The sequence below is a fragment of the Micromonospora sp. WMMB235 genome (genome assembly GCF_001855515.1).
In the GTDB taxonomy this organism is placed as follows: domain Bacteria; phylum Actinomycetota; class Actinomycetes; order Mycobacteriales; family Micromonosporaceae; genus Micromonospora; species Micromonospora aurantiaca.
In genome coordinates this window covers 3,853,289-3,872,797 of the sequence record NZ_MDRX01000001.1, presented here as the reverse complement: position 1 = coordinate 3,872,797, position 19,509 = coordinate 3,853,289, and the positions used below count along the sequence as shown (strand labels likewise).

Annotated in this window: 25 protein-coding genes and 1 pseudogene; 12 read left to right on the top strand and 14 right to left on the bottom strand. The window is 72.7% G+C overall.

Translation table 11 applies throughout. The features are described 5' to 3' along the window. The first annotated feature begins 145 nt into the window (after positions 1 to 145). Genes BFV98_RS16675 through BFV98_RS16665 form a run of 3 tightly spaced genes read left to right on the top strand, consistent with a single transcriptional unit; the run spans position 146 to position 2,033 of the window. The gene (locus tag BFV98_RS16675) at positions 146 to 946 is read left to right on the top strand and encodes a helix-turn-helix transcriptional regulator (RefSeq protein WP_013283738.1); all 801 of its coding nucleotides are present in this window, start codon (positions 146 to 148) and stop codon (positions 944 to 946) included. Further along, entirely contained in the window at positions 937 to 1,125 is a 189-nt protein-coding gene (locus BFV98_RS16670; protein ID WP_013283739.1) for a DUF397 domain-containing protein, read from the top strand. The genes BFV98_RS16675 and BFV98_RS16670 overlap by 10 nt, the downstream gene beginning before the upstream one ends. Then, a complete protein-coding gene (locus BFV98_RS16665) occupies positions 1,122 to 2,033 on the top strand; it encodes an aminoglycoside phosphotransferase family protein (RefSeq protein ID WP_071097006.1) in 912 nt (303 codons plus the stop codon). The genes BFV98_RS16670 and BFV98_RS16665 overlap by 4 nt, the downstream gene beginning before the upstream one ends. Before the next feature lie 12 nt (positions 2,034 to 2,045). Here the strand turns inward: BFV98_RS16665 and BFV98_RS32735 are convergent, their stop codons facing one another. Both BFV98_RS32735 and BFV98_RS32730 read right to left on the bottom strand, forming a co-directional pair. Beyond that, complete coding sequence (locus tag BFV98_RS32735) at positions 2,046 to 2,426, bottom strand: nuclear transport factor 2 family protein (protein ID WP_255368353.1); 381 nt, start codon at positions 2,424 to 2,426, stop codon at positions 2,046 to 2,048. 27 nt (positions 2,427 to 2,453) lie between these two features. Next, positions 2,454 to 3,158: pseudogene (locus tag BFV98_RS32730) on the bottom strand (AAA family ATPase); the annotation flags it as partial. On the opposite strand from BFV98_RS32730, the gene BFV98_RS16655 reads away from it, so the two are divergent. Beyond that, complete coding sequence (locus tag BFV98_RS16655; protein WP_083395370.1) at positions 3,157 to 4,113, top strand: sulfotransferase; 957 nt, start codon at positions 3,157 to 3,159, stop codon at positions 4,111 to 4,113. The pseudogene BFV98_RS32730 and the gene BFV98_RS16655 sit on opposite strands and share 2 nt — an antisense overlap. An 84-nt stretch (positions 4,114 to 4,197) precedes the next feature. On the opposite strand, the gene BFV98_RS16650 is transcribed toward BFV98_RS16655, so the two are convergent. After that, the gene (locus BFV98_RS16650; protein WP_030272899.1) at positions 4,198 to 4,722 is read right to left on the bottom strand and encodes a hypothetical protein; all 525 of its coding nucleotides are present in this window, start codon (positions 4,720 to 4,722) and stop codon (positions 4,198 to 4,200) included. 109 nt (positions 4,723 to 4,831) lie between these two features. Between BFV98_RS16650 and BFV98_RS16645 the strand changes: the two genes are divergently transcribed. From BFV98_RS16645 to BFV98_RS16620, 6 genes are read left to right on the top strand one after another with little or no spacing between them, the layout of a single operon-like run. Continuing rightward, a complete protein-coding gene (locus tag BFV98_RS16645) occupies positions 4,832 to 5,245 on the top strand; it encodes a GntR family transcriptional regulator (RefSeq protein ID WP_013283744.1) in 414 nt (137 codons plus the stop codon). Further along, complete coding sequence (locus BFV98_RS16640; protein ID WP_013283745.1) at positions 5,242 to 6,150, top strand: ABC transporter ATP-binding protein; 909 nt, start codon at positions 5,242 to 5,244, stop codon at positions 6,148 to 6,150. The genes BFV98_RS16645 and BFV98_RS16640 overlap by 4 nt, the downstream gene beginning before the upstream one ends. Beyond that, positions 6,147 to 7,211 (top strand): ABC transporter permease, encoded by a 1,065-nt coding sequence (locus BFV98_RS16635; protein ID WP_071097004.1) that lies wholly within the window; start codon positions 6,147 to 6,149, stop codon positions 7,209 to 7,211. The genes BFV98_RS16640 and BFV98_RS16635 overlap by 4 nt, the downstream gene beginning before the upstream one ends. Positions 7,212 to 7,259: 48 nt before the next feature. Beyond that, positions 7,260 to 7,727 carry a DUF4442 domain-containing protein gene (locus BFV98_RS16630; protein ID WP_013283747.1) on the top strand — a complete coding sequence of 156 codons (468 nt, stop codon included), beginning with the start codon at positions 7,260 to 7,262 and terminating at the stop codon, positions 7,725 to 7,727. A 47-nt stretch (positions 7,728 to 7,774) separates the two neighbouring features. Then, positions 7,775 to 8,527: a beta-phosphoglucomutase family hydrolase gene (locus tag BFV98_RS16625; protein ID WP_071097003.1), complete on the top strand. Its 753-nt coding sequence runs from the start codon at positions 7,775 to 7,777 to the stop codon at positions 8,525 to 8,527. Next, a complete protein-coding gene (locus BFV98_RS16620) occupies positions 8,524 to 10,896 on the top strand; it encodes a glycoside hydrolase family 65 protein (RefSeq protein ID WP_013473772.1) in 2,373 nt (790 codons plus the stop codon). The genes BFV98_RS16625 and BFV98_RS16620 overlap by 4 nt, the downstream gene beginning before the upstream one ends. Before the next feature lie 42 nt (positions 10,897 to 10,938). Here the strand turns inward: BFV98_RS16620 and BFV98_RS16615 are convergent, their stop codons facing one another. The 3 genes from BFV98_RS16615 to BFV98_RS16605 form a co-directional block, all read right to left on the bottom strand. Beyond that, positions 10,939 to 11,118, bottom strand: coding sequence for a hypothetical protein (locus BFV98_RS16615; protein ID WP_071097001.1), 180 nt, complete (start codon positions 11,116 to 11,118; stop codon positions 10,939 to 10,941). 101 nt (positions 11,119 to 11,219) lie between these two features. After that, positions 11,220 to 11,567 carry a thioredoxin gene (trxA, locus tag BFV98_RS16610; protein WP_071096999.1) on the bottom strand — a complete coding sequence of 116 codons (348 nt, stop codon included), beginning with the start codon at positions 11,565 to 11,567 and terminating at the stop codon, positions 11,220 to 11,222. Beyond that, complete coding sequence (locus BFV98_RS16605) at positions 11,537 to 11,929, bottom strand: MerR family transcriptional regulator (RefSeq protein ID WP_013283752.1); 393 nt, start codon at positions 11,927 to 11,929, stop codon at positions 11,537 to 11,539. Before BFV98_RS16605 ends, trxA begins: the two co-directional genes overlap by 31 nt. A 407-nt stretch (positions 11,930 to 12,336) precedes the next feature. Between BFV98_RS16605 and BFV98_RS16600 the strand changes: the two genes are divergently transcribed. Then, the gene (locus BFV98_RS16600) at positions 12,337 to 12,990 is read left to right on the top strand and encodes a dienelactone hydrolase family protein (RefSeq protein ID WP_030272895.1); all 654 of its coding nucleotides are present in this window, start codon (positions 12,337 to 12,339) and stop codon (positions 12,988 to 12,990) included. 12 nt (positions 12,991 to 13,002) lie between these two features. On the opposite strand, the gene BFV98_RS16595 is transcribed toward BFV98_RS16600, so the two are convergent. Next, entirely contained in the window at positions 13,003 to 14,154 is a 1,152-nt protein-coding gene (locus BFV98_RS16595; protein WP_071096997.1) for an AI-2E family transporter, read from the bottom strand. A gap of 130 nt (positions 14,155 to 14,284) precedes the next feature. On the opposite strand from BFV98_RS16595, the gene BFV98_RS16590 reads away from it, so the two are divergent. After that, positions 14,285 to 14,467: an antitoxin gene (locus BFV98_RS16590; RefSeq protein ID WP_013283756.1), complete on the top strand. Its 183-nt coding sequence runs from the start codon at positions 14,285 to 14,287 to the stop codon at positions 14,465 to 14,467. Positions 14,468 to 14,565: 98 nt separating this feature from the next. Here BFV98_RS16590 and BFV98_RS16585 read toward each other — a convergent pair whose 3' ends face one another. The 7 genes from BFV98_RS16585 to BFV98_RS16555 form a co-directional block, all read right to left on the bottom strand. Next, entirely contained in the window at positions 14,566 to 15,177 is a 612-nt protein-coding gene (locus BFV98_RS16585; RefSeq protein ID WP_013283757.1) for a C39 family peptidase, read from the bottom strand. Positions 15,178 to 15,323: 146 nt separating this feature from the next. After that, positions 15,324 to 15,737: a pyridoxamine 5'-phosphate oxidase family protein gene (locus tag BFV98_RS16580; protein WP_013283758.1), complete on the bottom strand. Its 414-nt coding sequence runs from the start codon at positions 15,735 to 15,737 to the stop codon at positions 15,324 to 15,326. 29 nt (positions 15,738 to 15,766) lie between these two features. Beyond that, on the bottom strand, positions 15,767 to 16,102 hold the full coding sequence (locus BFV98_RS16575) for a YkvA family protein (RefSeq protein WP_013283759.1): 336 nt from the start codon (positions 16,100 to 16,102) through the stop codon (positions 15,767 to 15,769). Between the two features lie 119 nt (positions 16,103 to 16,221). Further along, the gene (locus BFV98_RS16570; RefSeq protein ID WP_013283760.1) at positions 16,222 to 17,055 is read right to left on the bottom strand and encodes a hypothetical protein; all 834 of its coding nucleotides are present in this window, start codon (positions 17,053 to 17,055) and stop codon (positions 16,222 to 16,224) included. Positions 17,056 to 17,213: 158 nt separating this feature from the next. Then, complete coding sequence (locus BFV98_RS16565; RefSeq protein WP_013283761.1) at positions 17,214 to 17,621, bottom strand: hypothetical protein; 408 nt, start codon at positions 17,619 to 17,621, stop codon at positions 17,214 to 17,216. 159 nt (positions 17,622 to 17,780) lie between these two features. Continuing rightward, positions 17,781 to 19,067, bottom strand: a complete 1,287-nt coding sequence (locus tag BFV98_RS16560; RefSeq protein ID WP_013283762.1) for a WXG100 family type VII secretion target — start codon at positions 19,065 to 19,067, stop codon at positions 17,781 to 17,783. Further along, positions 19,060 to 19,398, bottom strand: coding sequence for a hypothetical protein (locus BFV98_RS16555; RefSeq protein ID WP_230651192.1), 339 nt, complete (start codon positions 19,396 to 19,398; stop codon positions 19,060 to 19,062). The genes BFV98_RS16560 and BFV98_RS16555 overlap by 8 nt, the downstream gene beginning before the upstream one ends. Positions 19,399 to 19,509 lie beyond the last annotated feature (111 nt).

Sequence of the window (19,509 nt, the reverse complement as noted above, 5' to 3'; positions counted from 1 at the left end):
CTCGGTAGCGGGAACCGGACGAATTCGGCTCCACTGCGTGACAGTCTCGTCACCGCGCCGCTAGGGTCGGAAGGCGTTCCACCCCCACCTTCCTGGCCGTCCGACCGGCCGATTTCCGTGTGCAGCCGTGTGCAGAGGTGTGCAGATGATCCGTGTGCCGTTGTGGGAACTGTTCGCCGGCGAGCTGCGCCGGTTACGCACCGATGCCGGGCTGACCCAGGAGGCGCTGGGTGAGCGGGTGAGCTATTCGGCGTCGCTGGTGGCGGCCGTCGAGCAGTGCCGCCGGGCGCCGCGCGCCGAGTTCACCGAGCGCTGCGACGAGGTGCTGAACGGCGGCGGCCTGCTGGTGCGGATCCGGGACGCGCTGATGCAGGAGGCGCTGATGCCGTGGTTCCGCGAGTGGGTGAGCATCGAGCAGGAGGCGACGGCGTTACGCAGTTACGAGCCACTCGTGGTGCCCGGATTGCTGCAGACCGAGGGGTACGCCCGAGCGCTCTACGAAGGGGCCGCGCAGTTCGTCGGCGAGGCGGTCGAACAGCAGGTGGCGGCCCGGCTGGCCCGGCAGGCGGTGCTGGACGGCCCCACGCCGCCGCAGTTCGTGGTGGTGCTCGACCACGCGGCGCTGGCTCGCCCGGTCGGCGGGCCGAAGGTGATGCGGGAGCAGTTGGAGCACCTGATCGAGATGGCACGGCGGCCCCGGGTGCACCTGCACCTGGTGCCGGAGACGGTCGGTGCCTATCCGGGGCTCAACGGTGCTTTCGTGCTCGCCACCCCGGCCGACGGCGACGATCTGGGCTATCTGGATAACCCGTTGCACGGCACAATCGTGGAGCGCACGGTGGACGTGAACTCACTGCGGCAGACGTGGGAGTCCATTCGCGCGGAGGCGATGCCGCACGGGGCGACTCTGGCGGCGATCACGGAGGCGGCGAAGCGATGGAGTTGACCGGCGCGACCTGGCGCAAGAGCACCCGCAGCAGCGGTAACGGCGGCAACTGCGTCGAGGTGGCGGACAACCTGCCCGGTGTGGTGGGGGTGCGGGACAGCAAGGACCGGCAGGGGCCGGCGCTGACGTTCACGCCGTCGAGCTGGGCGGCGTTCGTCGCGTACGCCAAACGGGCGTGAGTGACGTACCGGATCTCGGTCCCCCGCCACGACGCACCGCCGTCGGCGTGGAGCAGGTGCGTCGCCTGGTAGCCGACCAGTTCCCACACCTGGCCGCCCTCCGGATCGAACCGGTCGCCAAGGGCGGCTGGGACAACTGGACCTTCCACCTCGGCCCCGAGCTGCTGGTGCGCCTGCCCAGCGCTGCCGAGTACGCCCTGGCCGTCGACAAGGAACACCTGTGGCTCCCGGCCCTCGCCGATCGGCTGCCACTGCCCATCCCCGCACCGCTGGCGAAGGGCGAGCCGGGTGCGGGCTACCCGTATCCGTGGTCGATCTACCGCTGGCTCGACGGCGAGACCGCGGCCGTGGACCGGATCGCCGACCCGGTGCGGTTCGCCCTCGACCTGGCCGGATTCCTCGCGGCCCTGCAGGACGTCGACGCCGCCGGTGGTCCGCAGCCGGGCGTCCACAACTGGTTCCGGGGCGGCACGCTGCGCACGTACGACAAGAAGGTCGAGCATGCGCTCCTGGCGCTGGACGGCCACGTCGATGCCGCGCTGGTACGCGAGATCTGGGCGCGGGCGGTCGGTGCCCGCTGGGACGGGGTGGATCGCTGGTTCCACGGCGACATCGCCTCGGGAAACCTGCTGCTCGCGCACGGCCGGCTGGCGGCCGTCATCGACTTCGGGACATGCGGCGTCGGTGACCCGGCCTGCGACCTGGCGATCGCCTGGACGTTGCTGAGCGTCGAGGGCCGGGCGGCATTCCGCGAGCGGCTGTCGGTGGACGACGCGACCTGGGCGCGCGGACGTGGCTGGGCGCTCTGGAAGACGCTGTCCACCTACTCCCGCACCGTCGACGACCCCGAGGACGCGGAGGAATCGGCCGAGGCGCAACGCGTTCTCGGGGAGATATCCGCCGACTAGACGGCCGGTCTCTCACCCGGCGGCGGCCCGCTTCCCCGGCGCGAACGGCCACTCCTCGAACGACAAGCATTTGCCGTCCTCGGCGAACCGCATGATCCAGAGATCGCGCCACTCCTGGTGGACGGGGTCGCCGTACCGGACCTGCACCTGTGCCACAGCGGTGTCGCCGTCGACCGCGACGATCTCCGATGTCATCTCGAAGACCTCGTCGGGTCCGTCGCGCTCGCTGTCCCACATGCGGGTGATGGCGGGCAGGCCGACGACCGGATCCCGGTACGGCCCCTGCCGGTAGCTCGCGTCGGAGGTGAACATCGTGCCGAGCGCCGCCGTTCCCGGTGTGCGCCACGCCTGCTCGTACGCCGCGATCCAGGCGGCCACCCGATTCCTGTCCATGGTCGCCAGCCTGCCATCCGGGTGTGTCCGGGTCTCCCAGATCGGCTGCCGGGGATCGTCGTTGTGCACGACGACGTGGGCGTGCTCGGCCGGGCGGGCCGTGGCGAAGTAGAGCCGCTGGGCGGGCAGGTAACGCTCCCGCCAGCGCCGTTCGACGTCGGCCCGGGACGACACCGGGCTCTCCCGGACCACCGCACGCTCCACGGTACGGTCCAGCGCGGCCGACACGAGCACCCGCAGCTCCCACCGGTCGAGCAGTTCCGGGCGCAGGAGGAAGACGCCGTCGAACACCAGCACGGCGTCGGCGGGAGCGGTGGTGAGCGGCGGGGACAGCACCGCGTCGGTGGCGTGGTCGTAGACCGTGTGCCGGAAGCGCCGGTCGCCGCCCGGGCCGAGCGGATCGAGCAGCACCCGCTTCAGCGTCCCGTGGTCGTGGGTGTCGACGTAGCAGCCCTGCGCCGAGAACTCACCCCGTCGGTAGCGCCGCTCCCGGGGGAAGAGGAAGTCGTCGACTGTCGCCCGGATGACGTACCGGCCGCGGGCGCGCAGGACGGCGGCCAGCTCGTCGGCGAGCGTGGTCTTTCCGGCGGCGGGCGGCCCGTCGACGGCGACCCGCGTCGGGTGCGCCACTGTGACGGACCCGACCGCGTCGGCCAGGAGGGCGATCAGCTGATCGCGGCGGGGATAATTGGATTGCCCCTGCGCCGGGCCGGGAGTTTGACTGCCGTCCATGCCGTCCCCCTCACCGGTCTTCGTCGCGGGCACGGGCCGTTCGGGCACGTCGCGGATCGCCGACGTCATCGGCCAGCATCCGCTGATCCACCGGATCCCCATGGAGACCAAGTTCCTCGTCGAACCGGGCGGCCTGCGGGATCTGGCCGACGCGCTCACCGACCGGTACGACCCCATCGTCGGTGAGGACGCCCTGCACCGGCTGAGCGACTTCCTCACCGTACGCGTGCCCGGCCGGCGTGACGACCGTGGCAAGACCGTGCCCGAGCTGGTCGGCGAGCGGCGCTATCGGGACGCCGTACACCGGCTCTGGCCGCAGGTGATCGCGCACGCCTTCGAGGAGCCCGCGCCCGCGGAGGGCTTCGGCGACGGCGACCGGCCCGCCGGGCCGTTCGGGCCGGCCAGCCGACGGCGGGTCGTCCCGAGGTACTTCCGTGACCGGAGCGAACTGATCGGCGTCCTGCGGGGCCTGGTCGACACCCTGTTCGGCGGGGCGGCGGCCGACGCGGGCAAGCCGACCTGGTGCGAGAAGACGCCGTTCAACCTCTTCTACCTGGACTTCCTCTGGGAACTGGTGCCCGAGGCGACGATCGTGCACATCAAGCGTCACCCGATCTCGGTGCTCGCCTCCCACCTGGCCCAGCCGTGGGCTCCGTCCACGGTCGACGGTGCGCTCGCCTACCTGCTGCCGGTCTACGACAGGTGGCTGGCCTGGAGGAACGCGGCCGACCTGACGACCCGGCGATACGTCGAGGTGAAGGCGGAGGACCTGGCGGCCGACTGGCCCGGGCAGCGACGCGCCCTGTTCGAGCGGCTCGGCGTCGAGGACGCCGTCACCGCGTCGACGTTCCAGGCGGACAAGCTCGCGCACCGCGACGACCAGTTCGACGCCGACACCCGCGCGTACGTCGAGCGGGAACTGGGCGAGATCATCCCCGCGATGGGATACGAGTGACGGCCGAGCGACCTCAGCAGGAGCCGGGACAGTAGGGCCCGAAGATCTCGGAGGTGACACGACCGGGCAACCGCAGATCAGGTGTCACGCCCTGTGGCGCAGTTCGCGGAGCACGCCGTGCCGGCGGAGCGCCCACCCCAGGCGCCGTGCGCTCGGGTGCCTGACGAACAGCACCGCCGCCCGGCGGATCAGCCCGAACCGGTTGTCGCCAACCTGATCGTCGACCGCCCGCCAGATCAGCTCGCGTACGCCGGCGCTGTCCAGCATCGCCCGTACCTCGTGGCGTACCCCGGGGTCCTCGGTCGCGGACGTGACGGCGGTGACCAGGCCGGGCCGGTCGGCGAGCGGCTCCACCGCCGCGGCGACGAGCGGCCGGCGTACGGTGTCCCGCTCCAGCAGCAGCAACACCGCCTCCCGGACCTCGGTGCTGTCGAGCCCGGACCGCAGCAGGCCCAGGGCGCTGCGCTCGACCTCGCGGTCGCGGTCCGGAAGGGACAGCGCGGCCAGCAGCACCGTCACCTCGTCGAGGTCGACGAGGTGACGCAGCCCGTCGCGGAACTCCGGCAGCGCCCACGCCACCGTCAGCCCGCGCGCGAGATCGCGGTTCATGGCCACTCGCTACCCGGAGTCGGCAGCCTCCGAAACGCCGTCCGGTCGTTGCCATGTCGCTTAACTGGTGTTCTACTTAACCATAACAATCCGACGGAGGGTCACCAGGGTGATCAACTTTCATGTCGACCGGTCCAGCAGCGTCCCCGCGTACGCCCAGCTCGTGCGGCAGGTCCGTGAGGCGCTGCGGATCGGGACGCTGCGGCCCGGGGACCAGCTCCCCACCGTGCGCAGCGTGGTGACCGCGTGCACCGTCAACCCGACCACTGTGCTCAAGGCCTACCGGGAGCTGGAGCTGTCCGGCCTGGTGGAGGCGAGGCAGGGCGCGGGCACGTTCGTCAGCGGGACGCTCGGGCACGCCGATCCCCACGTCATGGCCCGCCTGCGCGGCAGCCTGGCCCGGTGGCTCGGCCAGGCCCGGGAGGCCGGTCTGGAGGACGAGGACGTCCAGGCGCTGCTCGCCTCGGTGATCGCGGCGAACGCGGCACCCGCGAGGAGAGACAACGCGGAGGGCGCGGCGTGAGCGGCGAGCCGGTCGCCGTCGAGGCGCGTGACCTGAGCCGGCGCTACGGCGCCGTGTGGGCGCTCCGGGAGTGCTCGTTCGCGCTGCCCGCCAACCGGGTCGTCGCGCTGGTCGGCGCGAACGGCGCGGGCAAGTCGACGCTGCTGAGCATCATCGCCGGCACCCTGGCGGCCACCGGCGGCACGGTGTCGGTGCACGGCCGGCAGGTGGTGCGGGGCGGGTCCGCCGACGGTGGCAGCCGGGTGGCGATCCTGGCCCAGGACAAGCCGCTCTACCGCGACTTCACCGTGTCGGACATGCTCCGCTTCGGCCGCTCGACCAACCGCGTGTGGGACCAGCGGCGGGCGCTGTCATGGCTCGACCGCTTCGCCGTCCCGCTGGACCGCCGCTGCGGCAAGCTGTCCGGCGGGCAGCGGGCGCAGGTCGCGCTGGCGGTCGCGCTCGGCTCCCGCCCGGCGGTGCTGCTGCTGGACGAACCCCTCGCGAACCTGGATCCGCTGGCCCGCGTCGAGGTGACAGGCGAGCTGCTGGCGGAGGTCGCCGACGACGACATGACTGTCATGCTGTCGACCCACATCGTCGCCGAGCTGAGCGGCGTCGGTGACCACCTGCTGCTGCTCGACGCCGGTCGGCCCGTCCTCGCCGGCGACGTCGAGGAACTCCTCGACAGCCACGTCCGGCTGACCGGGCCCCGCGCCGACCAGCCACCCGGGCCGGGCACGGTCGTCCAGGCCCAGCACACCGGCCGCCAGTCCACCTTCGTCCTCCGGCGGCCGGCGACACCGGCGGCCCACGCCGTCGTGGCACCCGGCTGGACCGCCCAGCCCATCACCCTGGACGAGCTGATCCTGACCCACCTCAGAGCGTCGGCCGCCGCGCCGCACGAGCGGGAGGCAGCCGCATGAGCCCGGTCGGCCAGCTGTCCGCACCCATGAACCGCCGGAGCGACCCCGGGTACGCCGGGGGCGTACGCGGTCTGCTCTGGCTGACCTGGCGTCAGCACCGCTGGACGGTGATCGGCACGCTGGTCCTGGCCGCGGTCCTGGTGGGCTGGATGACCTACCTGTCGGTGGAGCTGACGAGCCTGTGGCACCAGTGTCACGAGACGTTCTGCGCGGAGGAGTCGCCGCAGGGCCGGCGGCTCGGTGGCTCATCCGGCCTGGTCCTGACGCTGGCCGTGCTGTCGCAGGTGGTGCAGTGGATGCCGCTGCTGATCGGTGTGTTCGTCGGCGTCCCGGTGCTGACCAGGGAACACGAGCAGCGCACCCTGCTGCTGGCCTGGAGCCAGGACGTCTCCCCGCAGCGGTGGCTCTGGACCCGGCTGGCCCTGCTCGGCCTGTTCGTGGCGGCGGTGACCTCGGCCGTCGCCGGTGTCAGCGACCACCTGGAGCGACTCCAGGCCCGGGTCGCACCGGTGAGCCTGTTCGAGTACGGGCCGTTCCTCAACACCGCGATGCTTCCGGCGGTGATCAGCCTCTGCTGGTTCGCGGTCGGTGTCGCGCTCGGCGCCGCGATCAAGCGCACGCTCCCGGCCGTGTTCGGCGTGATCGTCGGCTTCGTCGGCCTGACCTATCTCGTCCGGTGGCGCTACCCCACGCTGATGGAGCCGCTGACCGCGCACCGCGTCATCGGCGGGCCGGGCGTGGGTGTGCTGCGCGACAACGCCCTGGTCGTCAAGGGCGGCATGATCGACTACGGGATCGACGGGCCGTCCGGCGCGTTCGACGCCTCCGGGCGTGAGCTCACCGGGGTCGAGCTGCAACGCCTCTGCCCACCCGACAACGGCACCGGCCGGACGCTCGCCTGCTTCGTCGAGCACAACCTGCAGCAGCACCTCCAGTACCAGCCGGGCAGCCGGATCCCCGAGTTCCACCTGATCGTCGCCGGCGGCTATCTGGGCCTGACCGCGCTGGCACTCCTCGTCGTCTGGTGGATCGTCCGCCGTACCGACCTGAGCGCGGGCTGACCAGGGATCGGCCTTGCCGGTGTTGTTACTGGCGAGTAGCGTTCGGGCATGAGCATCGACTCTCGCCAGGTGGCGGCCGGTCTCCTCGACGCCGTGCCGTTCGCCCGCACGCTCGGAATCGAGTTCGTCGAGGTGGCGCCCGAGGCCGAGGGCGGGGTCCGGGCCGTGGTCCGGCTCCCCGACGACCCGGCGCACCACAACCACGTGGGCGGCCCGCACGCCGGGGCCATGTTCACGCTGGGGGAGACCGCCTCGGGCGCGGTTGTTCTGGCCGCGTTCGGGCAGGCGCTCGACCGGGCCGTACCCCTGGCCGTGACCGCGACCATCCGCTACCGCAAGGTGGCGGTGGGGCCGGTGCTGGCGACCGCGCGGCTCGGCGGCGTACCCGCCGAGGTGCTTGCGGAGCTGGACGCCGGGCGGCGGCCGGAGTTCCCGGTCGAGGTGGAGGTCCACACCGAGGACGGCACGCTCACCTCCTCGCTCACAGTGATCTGGACGCTCCGCCCGAACCGCTGAGCCCCGAACGGGGTTTGCCCGGGGCGAGGGCTGGATAGATTCAAGCGATGCTGGGCCTCCCCGCGCACGTGAACGCTTGTCTCTTCGATCTGGACGGTGTGCTGACGCAGACCGCCAAGGTGCACAACGCCGCCTGGGCGGAGACGTTCGACGCGTACCTGCGACGCCGGTCGGCCGAAACCGGCGAGCCGTTCCACCCGTTCGACAGCGGACCGGACTACAACCGTTACGTGGACGGCAGACCGCGCGCCGACGGGGTGCGCACATTCCTGGCCTCGCGCGGCATCACGCTGCCCGAGGGATCGCCGGACGACCCGCCCGAGGCGGACACCGTCAACGGCCTCGGCAACCGCAAGAATGTCGTCCTGCTCCAGCGGATCGAGCACGACGGCGTCGAGGTGTACGAGGGCTCGGTGCGCTACCTGGAGGCGGCCACCACGGCCGGACTGCGCCGCGCTGTCGTCTCGGCCAGCGCCAACTGCGCCGCCGTGGTGCACGCCGCCGGACTGGACCGCTGGCTGGAGGCCCGGGTGGACGGCGTGGTCGCCCGCGCGAACGGGCTACGCGGCAAACCGCACCCGGACACGTTCCTGGAAGGCGCGCGGCTGCTCGGCGTCGAAACGTCGCAGGCCGCCGTCTTCGAGGACGCCCTCGCCGGCGTCGCCGCCGGACGGGCCGGCGGATTCGGGTACGTGGTGGGCGTCGACCGGGTCGGCCAGGCCGACGAACTGCTGGCGCACGGCGCCGACGTGGTGGTCACCGACCTCGCCGACCTGCTCGCCCCGGAGCCGGCCGCGTGATCCGGGAACGGGCGTACCCGGTCGAGCCCTGGCACGTCCGGGAGATGCAGCTCGACATGGACGTGCTGGCCCAGTCCGAGTCGGTGTTCGCGCTGTCCAACGGGCACATCGGGCTGCGTGGCAACCTCGACGAGGGCGAGCCGCACGGGCTGCCCGGCACCTACCTGAACTCGTTCTACGAGCTGCGCCCGCTGCCGTACGCCGAGGCGGGCTTCGGTTTCCCCGAATCCGGGCAGACCATCGTCAACGTCACGAACGGCAAGCTGATCCGGCTGCTCGTGGACGACGAGCCGCTCGACGTGCGCTACGGCGAACTGCTCGCCCACGAGCGGGTCCTCGACATGCGTGCCGGTACGCTCCAGCGGGAACTGCACTGGCGCTCCCCGGCCGGCCGCGAGGTCAAGGTCCGCACCACCCGGCTCGTGTCGTTCACCCAGCGCTCGGTGGCGGCCATCCACTACGAGGTCGAGCCGGTCGACGGGCCGCTGCGGCTGATCCTCCAGTCCGAGCTGGTCGCCAACGAGTCGCTGCCGCCGCAGAGCCGCGACCCGCGGGTCGCCGCCGTCCTGGAGTCGCCGTTGCAGGCCGAGGAGGAGCTGACCACCGACGACGGCGGCCAGCTCATCCACCGCACCAAGGTCAGCGGCCTGCGGGTCGCCGCCGCGATGGGCCACGACGTGGACGGGCCCGAACGCACCACGATCGAGAGCGAGGGGTACGAGGACTGGGTCCGCACCACCATCGGCTGCGTGCTCAAGCCCGGCCAGACGCTGCGGGTGGTCAAGTACCTCACGTACGGCTGGTCCAGCCGCCGGTCCCTCCCGGCCCTGCGCGACCAGGTCGGCGCGGCGCTGGCAGCGGCCCGGCTCGACGGCTGGGACGGGCTGCGCCGGGCCCAGCGCGAATACCTGGACGCGTTCTGGGACGCCGCCGACGTGCGCGTCGAAGGCGACCCCGAGGTGCAGCAGGCCGTCCGGTTCGGCCTCTTCCACGTCCTCCAGGCCGGCGCCCGCGCGGAACGACGGCCGATCTCGGCCAAGGGCCTCACCGGCCCGGGGTACGACGGCCACGCGTTCTGGGACACCGAGATGTTCGTGCTGCCGGTGCTCACGTACACGCAGCCCGGCGCGGTGCGCGACGCGTTGCAGTGGCGGTACGACACGCTGGCGCAGGCCCAGGAACGCGCCCGCACGCTGAACCTCGAAGGCGCCGCCTTCCCGTGGCGCACCATCGAAGGGCCGGAGTCGTCGGCGTACTGGCCCGCCGGGACCGCCGCGTTCCACATCGCCGCCGACGTCGCCGACGCGCTGCGCCGCTACGTGCTGGTCACCGGCGACGAGGCGCTGGAACGGGAGATCGGGCTGGAACTGCTGATCGAGACCGCCCGGCTGTGGCGTTCGCTCGGCCACCACGACCGCGCCGGACGGTTCCACATCGACGGCGTGACCGGCCCGGACGAGTACACGGCGGTGAAGAACGACAACGTCTACACCAACCTGATGGCTCAGCGGAACCTGCGTACCGCCGCGGACTGCGCGATGCGCTACCGGGACCAGGCGCTCGACCTCGGCGTCACCGAGGAGGAGGCAGCCGCCTGGCGGGACGCCGCGAACGACATGCACGTCCCGTACGACGCGGAGACCGAGGTGCACGAGCAGGTGGAGGGGTTCACCCGCTTCCAGGAGTGGGACTTCGAGCACACGCCGCCGGAGAAGTACCCGCTGCTGCTGCACTACCCGTACTTCGACCTCTATCGCAAGCAGGTCGTCAAGCAGGCCGACCTGGTGCTCGCCATGCACTGGCGGGGCGACGCGTTCAGCGCCGCAGAGAAACTGCGCAACTTCGTCTACTACGAGCGGCGCACCGTACGCGACTCGTCGCTGAGCGCCTGCACCCAGGCGGTGCTGGCGGCCGAGGTCGGCTACCTCGAACTGGCCCACCGTTACCTGCGCGAGGCCGCGCTGATGGACCTGCACGACCTCAACGAGAACACCCGCGACGGCGTGCACATGGCATCACTCGCAGGTGCCTGGATCGCGCTCGTCGCCGGGTTCGGCGGGCTGCGGGACCACGACGGGATGCTCTCCTTCGCGCCCCGGCTCTCCAGCCGCCTCAGCCGCCTGGAGTTCTCGCTCCAGTGGCACGGGATGCGGCTGCGGGTCGACGTCCGGCCGCACCAGACGACGTACTCGCTGCGCAACGGCGGCCCGGACACCGTAGTGGAGCTGCGGCACCACGGCGAGCCGCTGCAGGTCACCTCCGCGCAGCCGGTCACCGTGGCGGTGCCGCCGACACACCCGAGGGGGCCGCAACCGGAGCAGCCGCAGGGCCGCGCGCCGCTGATGCACCTGCCCGAACGCATGGAGTGAGCGGCCCCGCCACGAAGGGCGGGACCGCTCGGTACGCGTACCTCAGAACTGGCGGCCGTTGGACGGACGCCCGCCGGCGTCGCGCGGCGCCGTGGCCCGCGGATCGTCGGACGTGCGCGCCGTCGAGGCGCGGTCGGCCCAGTCCGGCGAGTCCTTCAGCTCCTGCTTACGGCGTTCCTGGTCGGTGAGTTCCTGTTCCCGGGACCTGTCCTGTTTCGCCATGACGATCCTCGCGATCGGTCGGGGTCCGTGGTCACCCGGCGCGTTCCCGCCCGGCGGCGGCTCAACCGTCCAGGCGAGGGCTCAGCCGTCCAGGCGAGGGCTCAGCCGTCCACGTGCTGGGCGAAGCTGCGCCGCAGGTGGTCCTTGGGGCGGGAGCCGACGATCGAGCCGACCACCTCACCGCCCCGGAACACCAGCATGGTCGGCGCGGACATGATCCGGTGGGCGCGTGCGGTGGCCGGGTTCTCGTCGGTGTTGAGAGTGACGAAGCGCAGCGCGTGGCCGAACTCCTCGGCCAGCTCGGCCAGGTGCTTCGACACCACCCGGCACGGCGGGCACCACTCGGCCCAGAAGTCCACCACCACCGGCCGGTCGGCGGCCAGCACTGTGGCCGCGAAGGTGTCGTCGGTGACCGGGTTCAGCCGGCCGGTCCCCGTGTCCTGAGGCATGTTTCCTCCCGTTGGGCGATCGCGTGGGCGAGCTGGTCGTGCAGCCGGCGGCGGACGTCACCCAGCCGGTCGAGGTAGTCGTCCACCTCGGCGAGCTTGCGCCGCAGCACCGCCACCGAATCGGGGCAGACGTCACCGGAGTCGTTTCCGGCGCGCAGGCAGGCGACGAACGGGCGGATGTCGTCCAGGCCGAAGCCGATCGCCAGCAGGGAGCGGATCTCACGGACGACACGTAGTTCCGCCTCGTCGTAGACCCGGTACCCGTTGGCGGACCGGTTCGGCCGGACCAGCCCGTGGGCCTCGTAGTAGCGCAGGGTGCGGGTGCTCGTACCGGCCCGCTGCGCCAGCTCCCCGATCCGCATCCGCCGCCCCCGTCCCTCACTGCCAGGTTGACGCTAAACCTTGCCGCCGACGTCAACGCAACCCCGCCCGCGTGCGCTTACCCCCCGCTGTCCCCCGGGCTTCCCCGCTGTCCCCGTCGATCATGAAGTTGGCGGCGTTTTCGATCTCGGAATCTGCCGCCAACTTCATGATCAACCCTGTCCGGGGCGGGGTGCGGGGTTGGGGTGCTGCCCTTGTGGATCTTGGTACGGAATGGCCCCTCCAGGGGCCGTTTCGTACCAAGATCTGCCCCGGGGCCTTCCCCGGTGGGATTGATCATGAAGTTGGCGGGGTGGGGGAGCGCTTTCTGGGCCGTCAACTTCATGATCGTCGGGGTGGGGGGTATGCGTGAGGGGAGGGGGAGAGAGCGGGAGGGGCGGTGAGGGGAATGCGTGAGGTTTCGGTGCCTGTGGTGGACGGCGGACTCGTCGGGGACGTGGTGGTGCCGGCGGGAGCCGGTGGGGTGGTGCTGTTCGCGCACGGGAGCGGCAGCTCGCGGCACAGCCCGCGCAACATGGCCGTCGGGCGTGCACTCAACGAGCGCGGGCTCGGCACGATGCTCGTCGACCTGCTGGCCGCCGACGAGGAGGCCCGGGACGAGATCACCGCCGAGCTGCGCTTCGACATCGGCATGCTGGCCGAGCGCCTCGCCGGGATCGTCGACTGGATGGGCTCCGACCCGGAACTGGGGAGGCTCCCGATCGGGCTGTTCGGCGCCAGCACCGGCGCCGCCGCCGCGCTGGTCGCCGCCGCGGCCCGGCCGGACCGGGTGGGCGCTGTGGTCTCCCGCGGCGGCCGGCCCGATCTGGCCGGCAGCTCACTGACTGCGGTACGCGCACCGACGCTGCTGCTCGTCGGCGGCCTGGACGAGCAGGTGATCGTGCTCAACGAGCAGGCCCGGGACGCGCTGGGCGAGGTGGCCGAGCTGCGGATCGTGCCCGGTGCCACGCACCTGTTCGAGGAGCCCGGCACGCTGGAGCAGGTGGCCGACCAGGCAGGTACGTGGTTCACCACGCACCTGCGCCAGCCGCACCCCGCCTGACCGGCGGCGGAATCAGCCCGCTGCCTCGGCGGCGCGGCCCGGGTCGGCGGTCGGTGCGGGAACGCCGGTGCCGTTCCGCTCGGCGGCGCGGTGCCGCTGCACGGTGTCCAGCACCCGCCACAGCACCGCCGCGATCGGCACCGACACGAACGCCCCGGCGACCCCGGCCACGAGCGTGCCGGCGGTGACCACCACCAGGATGACCGCCGGGTGCAGCTGCACCTGCCGCCGCATGACCAGTGGTTCCAGCAGGTTGCCCTCGATCTGCTGCACGGCGATCACCGCGGCCAGCGTCAGCAGCGCGGTGGTGGGGCCGTTCGCGGCGAGCGCGACGAGTACCGCCACCGCACCGGCCACCGTGGCGCCGATGATCGGTACGAACCCGCCGAGGAACGTGATCAGGGCTAGCGGCAGGGCCAGCGGGACACGCAACACGACCAGGGCCAGCCCGATGCCGATGGCGTCGATGGCCGCGATGATCATCGTGCCCCGGCTGTACGCGCCGAGCGTCCGCCAGCCGGCCCGTCCCGCCTCGGCGGTCAGCTCCCGGCGCGGGCCGGTCAGCCGGCGCAGCACCCAGCGCCACATCGAGCGGCCGTCCTTGAGCAGGAAGAACAGCAGCACCAGGGCGAGCAGCACCGCGCCCGCGACCTCGGCGACCTTGCGTGCCCCGGCGACCGGGTCGGGCGCACCGCTGCTCAGGCCCTGCCGGATCTGCTCCACGAGCCGGTCGAGCTGCTGGTCGGTGACCGGCAGGCTGGACGTGACGAAGTCCCGGGTGCGCTGCAACCCCTCGTCGAGCTGCTGGCTCAGCTCGCCGAACTGGCTCGCCGTGAGGTTCCAGACCAGGACGCCGGCACCGCCCAGGATGCCGAGCAGCAGCAGGATGCTCAGCAGCGCGGCGACCCCGGCCGGCACCCGCAGCCGGCGCAGGCGTACCAGGACCGGGTCGAGCAGCGCGGCGAGGAAGAGCGTGCCGGCCAGCGCCACCGCAAGCGGCGCGAGCAGCACGGCGATCTGCCCCAGCAGCCACAGCCCGGCCGTCACCACCAGCAGGCAGGCGCTCCAGGTGACCGCCGTCCGTACCGGCCAGGGCAGTCCGGCCCAGGTCTGCCGCGGTCCGGCGGTCGGTGCCCGCCCGGGTATACCAGCGTCGTCGTCCACGTCGCCCTCCTCGATCGAGGCCGTTGGTACCCGACGCGAGCCGATCCGACACCAGGGCCGCAACCGCCCACCCGGCGTTTGTACCCCCGGCCTTAGGGAAGGCATTCAACGTATCGAAGGGAGATCCGACATGAGCGACTTCATGGACAAGGCCAAGGACTTCGCGGACAAGCACGACAAGCAGGTCGACCAGGGCATCGAGAAGGCGGGTGACGCTGCGGACAAGCGCACCGGCGGCAAGTACGACAACCAGATCGACAAGGGCGTCGACATGGCGCAGCAGCGCACCGGCGAAGGCGACACCGGTCGCTGACGTACACCCGCTTCGGACACGACGGCGGCCACCCCCCTGTGGGGAGCGTGGCCGCCGTCGTGTCGGGCCGGCCTCCACAGGGGAGACCGGCCCGTCCGTCAGGAGCTGTAACCGCGGCCGGCGATCCAGTTGGCCAGCTCGGTCACGTCCATCCAGTACGTCGGCACGTCCGGCCGGGCCGGGTCCGCGATCAGCACCCGGTCGCCGTCGCCCTCGTACCGCACGACTGTCACGTAGTGGCCGGGGTAGCTGTGCTCCACCCCGTCGACGTCCCGGGCGCCGCCCAGGATGTTCGCCACCACGGGCCGGTCGTCGTCCACAGCGGTACGGATGTCCGTGCGCAGGCGGTCCACCTGCTCCCGGGTGGCCACGTCGTCGCGGATCTCGGTGGTCCGGTACTTGCCACCTGTGTACTCGTTCAGGACCCGGGTGATGTCGATGGCCGAGTCGGTGCCGTTCTCGGTGGTACCGAGCTTGGCGGCCAGCTCGTCCTGGCTCACGTCCTTGCCCTCGGCCGACAGCGCGATCCGGGTCGAGGCGGGACCGCAGTAGAAGAAGTTCGGCTGTGCCTGGTACTCGTAGTCGGCGGCGCGGTCACCCTTGCCCTTGACCGGGGCGGCGTGGGCGGCGGCGGCCGGACCGGCGACGGCACCACCGGCCGCGGCCAGACCGGCGACGGACAGCACACACTTACGGATGATCGGGTTCATGGTCGAGGCTCCATTCGGGGGTCGACGGCTCCGTGCGGGAGACGCGGCACCAGGAGTGGCGCTCGGCGTACGGAGAGTTCAACCGCCCTGCCGCGGCAGCCCATTTCCGGGCGTGACCGGGGCCACCGCGGAACCGGACAGACGCCTCAGTCGGGCAGGCTTCCCAGCAGCCCCGTCACCGCGATCTCGATGACCACCCGCTCCGGATTCGGACGCGGCGTGCGATAGCGCTCGGCGTACCGGCGCTCGGCCTCGGCCACCGACTCCGGGTCGCGGCGCAGCACCGCCCGGCCCTCCACGGTCAGCCACCAGCGGCCGTCGACCTGGCACACCGCGACCGGGACGCCGTCCGGCCCGCCCGCCGCGACGTGCCGGGCCTTGGCCGACCCGGCTGAGGTGATCACCCGGGCCAGCCCGGCCGCGGGGTCGAAGGTCACCCCCACGGGTACGACGTGCGGGGTGCCGTCGGCACGCGGTGTGGTGAGCGTGGCGAGGTGCCGATCCGCGAAGAAGCGGGCCACCCGTTCGTCGCTCGGATCCAACCGATGCCGTGCCGCCATGTCGTCTCCTCGTTCCGTGCGGTGACGTCTCAGCGGCGGGGCGCCGCGCCGGGCGGCAACGTCGCCACCGGGGACTCCCCGGCGGCCCGCTGCTCGGCGCGGTGCTTGGCGACCAGCCGGCCCAGGTAGAACAGTGCGCCGGCCAGCACGCCCATGTCGTCCAGGTAGATCGGGTCGGGAAGCAGGTCCACCGGCAGGATCGTGTAGATCAGCGCGCCGTAGAACGCGACCTTGCCGCCGGCGCCGAGCGCGCCGAGCATGCGGCGGGTGCGGACCACCCGGATGGCGAGCAGCACCGCCCCGGCCAGCATGGCCGCCGCGAGGACGGCGGCGAGGACGACCAGCACCCAGGCTTCACGGGACACGCCACCACGCTAGCCGAGCCGAGCCCGCCACGCGCGGCGGTCGTCCCCGCCGCGGGGGCGCTCGCCTTCGGCGCCCGCACCGGGCGACGGCCTGTCGGGCCGCTGCCGGTGACGGGCTTTCAGGCCGCGACGGCCGCCCGGCCGCGAGCCACGGGCGGCAGCTCGCGGGTGACCTCGGGGCTCGCCGTTCCGGTCGGCAGTTCCCGGGTGGCCTCGGGCCCGGCGAACCCGACGATGGAGAGTTCCGTCTGCGGCTCGGCGACCGGGTGCAGCGCCGCGAACGCCTCGTCGCGCAGGCTCTGCGCCGCCGCCGCGGCCAGCTCGGCGGTCTGCCAGGCGGCCTGCTCCCGCTGCGCGGCGGCCCGGTGCCGTGCCGCCATGTTGTCCCGGACGAGCCGGCGCAGCAGCAGTTCCTGCTCCACCGGGTGCCGGCTCGGATCCCAGCCGTTGCCGCCGAGGATGTCGCTGAGCTGCCGCACCGTGATCTCGTCGCGCCACTGGGCGTCCATCGCGGCCCGGTGCAGCCAGCGCTCCCGGTCCGCGTACTCGGCCGGGGTCCGGGCGGTCCGGGGCAGCGGCAGCGCCGCGGCGGCGGTCAGGCGCCGGACGTCCTCCTCGGCCGCCTGGTACGCCTGCCAGGCAGCCTCGGCCTCCTCCTGGGCGGTCAGCCACTCGGCGCGGCTCCGCTCGGCGGTCGCCGTCGCACGGGAGGCGGCCACTGCCACCTCGTCGGCGTAGCGGATCCGCTCCTGGTCCCGTACGCGGGCGCGCTCGGCGCGTTCGATGCTGCTCGGGCGGGCGGCGTCACTGATCCGGTCGACCAGTTCCGAACGGAACCGGGACGGGCGGACGATCAGCGCGGCGACCACTGTCGCGGCCACGGCGAGCAGGACCAGCCAGATCACGGCGGCCGCGGGCATGTCGGGCAGGACGGAGGAGAAGACGGTCTGCATTACCAGCACCTCGTGGGTGGAACGTAGGACGATCGACGGTTGTGGCCCGGACATCCGGGCGGGTGCGCGTCGTGACTCGGACGCGACGGGACGCGCGGCAGGGCGCGAGGCGTGCGGCCCGTGGGACCGCGCCGGGGCGTACCGGAAGGGTTGCCCGGTCAGGCGCGCGGCGGACCGCGACGGGCGATGTGCGCCCGGCCTGGGTCGGCGGCGGCGACGACCTCGACGCCGGGAACGCGCCCGGCGGAGTCGGCGGAAAGGCCTTCGGTGCCGGCCGGGCGGGTGCCGGGGCCGGTGGTCCGCAGGGCGGCGGTCGTGGCGTCGGCCGCCGTGAGTTCCGCGGCGCCGGCCGTGACCGCCTGCCGCGTCGCGACGTGCTCGATCGCCGCGACGTGCGAGGCGACGGCGTGCGAGGCGACTGTGGCGTGCGAGGCCGCGGCGGCGTGGGCGGGTGCGGCGGTGATGCCCTGGAGGCCGGCGATCAGCACCAGGCCGGCCACAGCCGTGCGGGCGATCCGGCGCAGCGTCGCCGTCCAGGTGGACGGGGCGAACGCTACGGGCAGCACCTATTCAACCTATCGGTCGACGGACGATCCCGCAGCTCAAGGATCTTGCGGTTTACGTGAGCCACCCCACGGGTCGGTGTGGACGGAGACCCACGCGGGCCGGACGTGCGACGGCGCGGCGCCCCTGCCGAGGTGCCGCGCCGTCCAGTGGATGCCGGGTCAGTTGCCGCCGAGCACCGGCGGCGGAGCGGCGTCTCCGTCGCCCCAGACCATCTCGTCCTCGGTGAGCCAGGTCAGCCGGCCGTCGGACTCGTCGTCGCCGTGGCCGCCGCGCCCACCCAGCACGCCGCTGCGGCCGGCCATTGCGGGCCGCCCGGTGGCGCCGCCGGTGCGCTCGGCGGACTTGCTCCCGGCGTCGACCACGAGGCCACGGCCGGAGGTGAGCCGGCCCGTGCCGGCCGCCGAGCGGTTCTCCGCGCCGGACATGCCGCCGAAGCGGGCCGAGGACGCCGAGTTGGCGCCGGTGCCCGCGAGCGAGCCGGTGCTCAGCACACCGGGGGCGCCGTAGAGCCCGCCACCCGGTCCGCCGGCGCTCATCGTCGTCGGTCCGGCGCCGCCGGGACCGAAGCCCGGGCCGCCGCCGATCGTCGGACCGCCCGCGGTGCTGGTCAGCGGCGCGGCGCCGGCCAGCGAGGTGCCAGTCGGGTCGACGGTGCCGCCGGTCGGCACCGAACCCGGAGCGCCCGCGCCCGGCTGGCCGCCCGGAGTGCCCGCACCCGGTGTGCCCTCGCCCGGCGTGCCGCCGGTCGGGGCCGTGTGGTGCACGCCCGACGTGGTGGCGGTGGCGTTGGCGCCCGGGCCGAAGCTGCCCAGGCTCGGGCCGGACGACGGCGTCTTCACCGACGGCCCGTTCTGCAGGGTCGGGTCACCGTTGCCGGTGTGGCCGGGCAGCTCGGTCTCCGGCGGGTCCGGTACGACGATCCGGCCGTACGCCGAGAAGTCGTAGCCCTCGGCGAGCTTGGCCACGACCTGCACCATCCGCTGGTGCGCCTTCTCCTGCTCGGCCTTGTCCTGCTGGTGGCCGACGATCCCGCCGATCACCGCGCCGGGTGCGCCGCCGATCAGGAAGCCCTTGCCGGCGCCGGAGAGCAGCTTGTCGTTGTCGTCGGTCTTCTCCGGGCTCTCCGCCTTGGACTGCGCGGCCCGCAGCTCGCTGGACATCATGTCGAGGCCCTGTCGGATACCCGTCATGCCCTCGGCGAGGTTGCCGGAGTAGCGGACGACCATGTCCAGCCGGCGGTGGAACTCCCGCGCGGCGTCGCCGGTCCAGGTTTTCGCCAGCGCCTCCAGGTCGGCGGTCAGGTCGCGGCCGAGATCGTCGAGCGTGCCCTTGAGGGAGGTCCACTGGGCGCTGAGCGCCTCGATCTGCTTCGGATCGCCGGCGTTGACGCCCTGGTAGAGCTCCTCGTGACTGACGTGCTCGTAGCGCCGGGTGTACTCAGACACGCGGGTCCTCCTTCGGCTGCTTCATCGCCTCGTTCAGCCCGGAGAGGGCGGCGGCGATGTCGGCCGCGGCGGCGGCGTTGCGGGCCTCGGCGGTCTTGTAGTTCGTCATGATCTTGTGGGTCGCCTCGCGGGCGGCCAGGATCGCACGGCGCAGCCGGTCGACGTGGTTGACGTAGCTCTGGTGGGTCTCGGAGTAGCGACGTGCGTTGTCGGTCGCGTCGGTGAACGTGCCGAGGGCCGGCGGGCGGCACTGCATCTGGGTGTTGAGCTTGCGCAACACCGACTCCGCCTCGTGCAGACGCCGCTCGAGCCGCTGGTGAAAGTCCTCCAAGGACAGTACGTCTACTGTCGTGCGCCCCGTCATGGCTGCATCCCCGTAGTCATCGTCGATAACCGTTCGCCGTACTCAGGTTAGTCGAAGCGAGCCAACCCGGGCGACCCG

What these genes read in the sequence shown, in the direction of transcription:
- BFV98_RS16590 (WP_013283756.1), top strand. Translation starts at nt 14,285, where the DNA reads ATGAGCGACTTCATGGACAAGGCCAAGGACTTCGCGGACAAGCACGAC.
- BFV98_RS16600 (WP_030272895.1), top strand. Translation starts at nt 12,337, where the DNA reads ATGCGTGAGGTTTCGGTGCCTGTGGTGGACGGCGGACTCGTCGGGGAC.
- BFV98_RS16625 (WP_071097003.1), top strand. Translation starts at nt 7,775, where the DNA reads ATGCTGGGCCTCCCCGCGCACGTGAACGCTTGTCTCTTCGATCTGGAC.
- BFV98_RS16670 (WP_013283739.1), top strand. Translation starts at nt 937, where the DNA reads ATGGAGTTGACCGGCGCGACCTGGCGCAAGAGCACCCGCAGCAGCGGT.
- BFV98_RS16635 (WP_071097004.1), top strand. Translation starts at nt 6,147, where the DNA reads ATGAGCCCGGTCGGCCAGCTGTCCGCACCCATGAACCGCCGGAGCGAC.
- BFV98_RS16580 (WP_013283758.1), bottom strand. Translation starts at nt 15,737, where the DNA reads ATGGCGGCACGGCATCGGTTGGATCCGAGCGACGAACGGGTGGCCCGC.
- BFV98_RS16650 (WP_030272899.1), bottom strand. Translation starts at nt 4,722, where the DNA reads ATGAACCGCGATCTCGCGCGCGGGCTGACGGTGGCGTGGGCGCTGCCG.
- BFV98_RS16605 (WP_013283752.1), bottom strand. Translation starts at nt 11,929, where the DNA reads ATGCGGATCGGGGAGCTGGCGCAGCGGGCCGGTACGAGCACCCGCACC.
- BFV98_RS16630 (WP_013283747.1), top strand. Translation starts at nt 7,260, where the DNA reads ATGAGCATCGACTCTCGCCAGGTGGCGGCCGGTCTCCTCGACGCCGTG.
- BFV98_RS16655 (WP_083395370.1), top strand. Translation starts at nt 3,157, where the DNA reads ATGCCGTCCCCCTCACCGGTCTTCGTCGCGGGCACGGGCCGTTCGGGC.
- BFV98_RS16585 (WP_013283757.1), bottom strand. Translation starts at nt 15,177, where the DNA reads ATGAACCCGATCATCCGTAAGTGTGTGCTGTCCGTCGCCGGTCTGGCC.
- BFV98_RS32735 (WP_255368353.1), bottom strand. Translation starts at nt 2,426, where the DNA reads ATGGACAGGAATCGGGTGGCCGCCTGGATCGCGGCGTACGAGCAGGCG.
- trxA (WP_071096999.1), bottom strand. Translation starts at nt 11,567, where the DNA reads ATGCCTCAGGACACGGGGACCGGCCGGCTGAACCCGGTCACCGACGAC.
- BFV98_RS16615 (WP_071097001.1), bottom strand. Translation starts at nt 11,118, where the DNA reads ATGGCGAAACAGGACAGGTCCCGGGAACAGGAACTCACCGACCAGGAA.
- BFV98_RS16570 (WP_013283760.1), bottom strand. Translation starts at nt 17,055, where the DNA reads ATGCAGACCGTCTTCTCCTCCGTCCTGCCCGACATGCCCGCGGCCGCC.
- BFV98_RS16675 (WP_013283738.1), top strand. Translation starts at nt 146, where the DNA reads ATGATCCGTGTGCCGTTGTGGGAACTGTTCGCCGGCGAGCTGCGCCGG.